This is a genomic window from Paenibacillus maysiensis, from assembly GCF_000520815.1.
Classification (GTDB): Bacteria; Bacillota; Bacilli; order Paenibacillales; family Paenibacillaceae; genus Paenibacillus; species Paenibacillus maysiensis.
In genome coordinates, this window is sequence record NZ_ASRY01000199.1 from 1 (window position 1) to 4444 (window position 4444).

6 protein-coding genes are annotated in these 4444 nt (G+C 39.3%); 1 reads left to right on the top strand and 5 read right to left on the bottom strand.

Annotated elements, in window-relative coordinates; genetic code table 11:
- Nucleotides 1-210, top strand: a 210-nt coding sequence (locus L696_RS31470; RefSeq protein ID WP_209440964.1) for a hypothetical protein, incomplete at its 5' end; no start/stop codon positions are given.
- Between the two features lie 76 nt (nt 211-286).
- Here the strand turns inward: L696_RS31470 and L696_RS0114010 are convergent.
- The 5 genes from L696_RS0114010 to L696_RS0114030 form a co-directional block, all read right to left on the bottom strand.
- Complete coding sequence (locus L696_RS0114010; protein ID WP_025684200.1) at nt 287-1477, bottom strand: MalY/PatB family protein; 1191 nt, start codon at nt 1475-1477, stop codon at nt 287-289.
- A gap of 139 nt (nt 1478-1616) precedes the next feature.
- The gene (locus tag L696_RS0114015; protein ID WP_025684201.1) at nt 1617-2132 is read right to left on the bottom strand and encodes an OsmC family protein; all 516 of its coding nucleotides are present in this window, start codon (nt 2130-2132) and stop codon (nt 1617-1619) included.
- 62 nt (nt 2133-2194) lie between these two features.
- A complete protein-coding gene (locus L696_RS0114020) occupies nt 2195-2923 on the bottom strand; it encodes a DsbA family oxidoreductase (RefSeq protein WP_025684202.1) in 729 nt (242 codons plus the stop codon).
- Between the two features lie 24 nt (nt 2924-2947).
- On the bottom strand, nt 2948-3604 hold the full coding sequence (locus L696_RS0114025) for a carboxymuconolactone decarboxylase family protein (protein WP_025684203.1): 657 nt from the start codon (nt 3602-3604) through the stop codon (nt 2948-2950).
- A gap of 359 nt (nt 3605-3963) precedes the next feature.
- Nucleotides 3964-4444: hypothetical protein (locus L696_RS0114030; protein ID WP_025684204.1), on the bottom strand; the 481-nt coding region annotated here is incomplete at its 5' end.

Consider the following 4444-nt stretch of genomic DNA (forward strand, 5'->3'; position numbering starts at 1 on the left):
GGCCTCGTTAATTTCTTATTTGCGTCTTATATAGACAATGATCCGGGAAAATCTAGTGGCTGGTCACCTTCGTCTACCCGACTCACTTTCACAACAGAAAAGCGCTTCGGAACCTCTTTTGCTCCGACCAGACTTTCAACAGCAAAACGAAAAGCGTGCTTGGCTGGGCATATCGAAATAAAAAAAGGAAGAGCCTTAGCCCTCCAATGAAATTAAAGTTTTCGATTTTAAAAATACTAGGTCGAACAATATCACATGATACCTTTTCGTTTTTGGTATAGTTTTTCTACTGCAACACTCCACATATTCTCTTGAGCCCTTCTGTTAAAATTGCTCTCGGACATGCCAAATTAAGACGAATATAACCATCTGAATTGGCCACGAACATACTTCCTCCTTCTAGTAATACTCCTGCATTGTTCGCAAAATATAAAGACATATTTTCTTCATGTGGAAGATATGCACTAATATCCACCCATGCAAGATAAGTAGCCTCTGGGATACGGAATACAGCCTGAGGTAAATGGCTTTCTAGATATTGCTGGGTAAAAATAAAATTGTCATCCAAGTAAGTTTTTAATTGTCTCAGCCACTCATCACCGTGTTGATAAGCTGCCTGTGTTGCCGCAATGCTCAGTGGATTTTCCATGCTGTAGTGACGAGCCTGCCACACTGCTCTGACTTCATCATTGGGAATGATTATATTTGAGAGCATCAACCCCGCCATATTAAAGGTCTTGCTTGGAGCCATACAGGAGATGATCTTATCTGTATTGGGAAAGATCTTGGCTAAAGGCGTATGAACCATGCCATTCCTGAGCAAATCACAATGAATTTCATCTGAAATAATCCAAACGTCATTTTCAAGACAAATTTCACCAAACTTTTTTAGTTCTTCCGGTGTCCAAACACGTCCTGTGGGATTGTGCGGATTACAAAAGATACATAAACTTACCTTTTCATCTCGCACTTTTAATTCTATATCATCATAATCCATCGTATAGTCCCCCTGGTGATTTATTAAATCGGAGGTCACTAATTCAAGATTATTAAAGTCTACAGCGTGCTTGAAATATGCATAGGATGGCGTAACAATTAAAACCTTTTCGTCTGGTTTGCAAATGTACTCAATCAACTCATATAAAGCGGGAATAATTCCAGGTGAAGTTACCAAGTGTTCTTTTTGAAAGCTCCAATTGTAGTAGTTTTGTGTCCAATGAACAACAGAAAGATAATAATCAGGATCAAATACCTTCGTATAGCCCAAAATTCGTTTATCTAACCGTTCTTTAACGGCTTGGATAATTTCAGGAGGAGTAGCAAATTCCATATCAGCCACCCACATACGAATAAATTCATCATCTTTAAAAGGGAACGTCATGTCATTAGACGCCTTAAAAATGTATTCTTTAAAGCCATCTGTACTCATAGCATTGGTGTTTTTTCGATCAATGATTTCATCAAAATTGTACTTCATCTGTTTTCTCCACTCCTACTGTAGAATAGTTCGTACATCGGCACCCTGATCCTAATATTACAAAAAAAGCAGACATTATGCTATGTGTTCCTCGCATAATGTCTACTTTTTTTGTAAAAAAATCAAGTATTCAAGTGTTTTAACTGTGAAGTGTATACTCCGAAGTCACTTTAACGTTTCTTTCAATGGTGTTTCTCACAGGTGATATTTCTATAGCTTTTGCAATCAACTTTTTAACTTGCGCTTCATCTGCGTCACTATCCACATTGAAACGAACGTTTATTTCATTAAAGCCAGAATTCCCCTCTTTTAAGCCAAAGAAAACGTTCAAATCTATATCGCCAGTAACATCAACGGCCAACGAATTTACTTTAATCCCCATACCACTAGCTGTTGCAATGAATCCAACACCTACACAAGCGCCAAGTGCACTTAACAAAAGCTCAACGGGATTAGGTCCTTTTCCAGTTCCGGATAGCCACTCTGGTTCATCAATGGGTACCGGCTTATAGTCCCCAACCTCGGCCTCCGAGTAAAACCCATCTTTCCATTTTACTGTAGAAGCAAAACTTGTAATTGCCTCCTCAGGGTTTTCCTTATATTTTTCTGCCAAGCTTCCGAGCATATTCACATCTATACCGTTCATTTTACTCATGTTTAGGACTCCTCTATTTTATATTTTTCATAAACCAATCTTAATTAATCCTCGCTTGTCCTTTATGACTTTTTAGGCGGGATCGCACACCCTTCATCAGTACATAGTCCTTCGCTAGATGTTTCATCAGAAAGAATTTCAAACTTAGGTGCCGGATGCTCTTCTTCCCAAACTTTCTCCAACACTTGAGAAAAAGATTCTGTGGGCTGTGCCCCTGAAACTGCATATTTTTGGTTGAATATAAAGAACGGTACCCCGCTAATCCCAACTCGACGAGCTTCATCTTGATCTTTTCGCACTTGATCTGCATAGAGATCCTTATTATTCAACACTCCGAGGGCTTCTTTTCTGTCTAATCCAACCGATTCTGCAATATCGGCCAGTGTATCATAATCACCTACATCCTTGGATTCAGTGAAATGTGCAATAAGCAATTTTTCATTCAATGTTGTTTCTTTGCCATTGGTTTTTGCCCATTTTAATAAACGATGAGCATCCAGTGTATTGGTGGGTTTAAGATTATCTAATTGAAAGGATAATCCCACGTTCTTGGCTTGTTGAGTTAAGTGGTTAAGAAATTCTTTCGCTTGTTCTCTTCCGCCAAACTTAGGGGTTAATTTTTCTACAAAACTTGTTCCATCATACGAAGAAGCTCCCGGATCAAGCTCAAAGCTCTTGTATTCAATACTGATTTCATCTTTATACGGTAATCCATCTAAGGCTCGCTCCAGATTTTGTTTACCAATATAGCAGAATGGACATGCAATGTCAGACCAGATTTCAATCTTCATATTTCTACCCCTTCTCCGTTTTAATTATTCATCAAATGCAATCAGTGCATTTACTCCATGAGCAAGGGCGGAACCAGCTTTTAAAGCAGTAGCTACCATAATCGACTCAGCCAGCTCTTCTTTGGTTGCTCCGGCTTTTTTGGCTGCTTTCGTATGAATATCAATGCAATATGGACACCCAGTGGTATGAGCAACCGCAACCGCCATCAATTCTTTTTCCTTGGTACTGAGCATGCCGGCTTTCAACGCTTGCTGATCAAAAGACGCAAAGGATTTAAACGAATCACTTAATTGGGTAAACTCCCGCAGTCTATTAATATAAGATGCACGGTATAACTCGTCGTCATCGGACCCATCATACGCATTTAAAGCATTAACGCCATGAGCCATCGCCGAACCGGCTTTGAGCGCGGTGGCGACCATTATAGCTTCTGCCATTTCCTCTTTTGAAGCACCCAGTTTCTTAGCTTGTGTTACATGAACCTCAATGCAATAAGGGCACCCCGTGGTGTGGGCTATAGCGATTGCAATTAGTTCCTTGTATTTTGCCGTAAGTTTACCTTCAGCCAATGCTAGCTTATCAAAGGCTACAAACGCCTGGAATATCTCTGGAGAAATCGAGTTAAATTCTCCAATACGTTTAAAATTCGATTTTTTAAATAAACTGTCTTGATGACTCATAGAAAGCCCCTCTATTCATTAGAAATTTTAGTGTACTCTAAACTTTAATTCATCACGCTCAAAATTTTTTCCTTACTTACGCTTTTCATAGATCCTACGATTGAATAATAAGTTTCTCTCATTAAATGCCTCCTTTTAGTCGAAAACAGGAAAACATAATTCAATTGATTAATTGAATTATAGAATGTAAAAGCATTTAAGTCAAGTACTTTTTATGCGAAGAGGAGGACACCTTGGAAGCCATGAATAAGTTATAAAAAAATGAAGCACTAGAATACATTGGTTAAACCCAGGGTTTATCTAATGTATTCTAGTGGGTGCATTTCAAATCGATATAGGTTCTTCGTTATTTTTCATACTTAAGACAATGTTTCGATTGCCTCACGCGTAAACGGAAGTAATTCTTCTGTTCGTCCATCACGGATTTTGTTTACCCAGTCAGGGTCAGCCAATAATGCGCGCCCGACTGCGACCAAATCGAATTCTTCACGTTCCAATCTCTCGATTAAATCGCCCATCTTGTTGGTTTTGCCATTAGCCTTTTCCCCGGTAGCAAAGAAATCCAAAAAGTCAGCGTCAAGACCGACAGATCCAACTGTAATTGTTGGTTTCCCTGTCAGTTTTTTTATCCATCCTGAAAGATTCAAGTCAGATCCTTCAAAAGCTGGTTCCCAAAAGCGACGAAGAGAGGCATGAAAGATATCAACGCCTGCATCAACTAATGGCGCTAAGAGGTCTTTTAGTTCTTCTGGAGTTTCTACTAATTTTACTGTATACGCATCGTATTTCCACTGTGAGATTCGGAACACAATTGGAAATTCTGGTCCAACAGCACGTCGG

Excerpts from the sequence above, each read along its gene's own strand:
- L696_RS0114015 (WP_025684201.1), bottom strand. The coding sequence starts at position 2,132 with ATGAGTAAAATGAACGGTATAGATGTGAATATGCTCGGAAGCTTGGCA.
- L696_RS0114020 (WP_025684202.1), bottom strand. The coding sequence starts at position 2,923 with ATGAAGATTGAAATCTGGTCTGACATTGCATGTCCATTCTGCTATATT.
- L696_RS0114025 (WP_025684203.1), bottom strand. The coding sequence starts at position 3,604 with ATGAGTCATCAAGACAGTTTATTTAAAAAATCGAATTTTAAACGTATT.
- L696_RS0114010 (WP_025684200.1), bottom strand. The coding sequence starts at position 1,477 with ATGAAGTACAATTTTGATGAAATCATTGATCGAAAAAACACCAATGCT.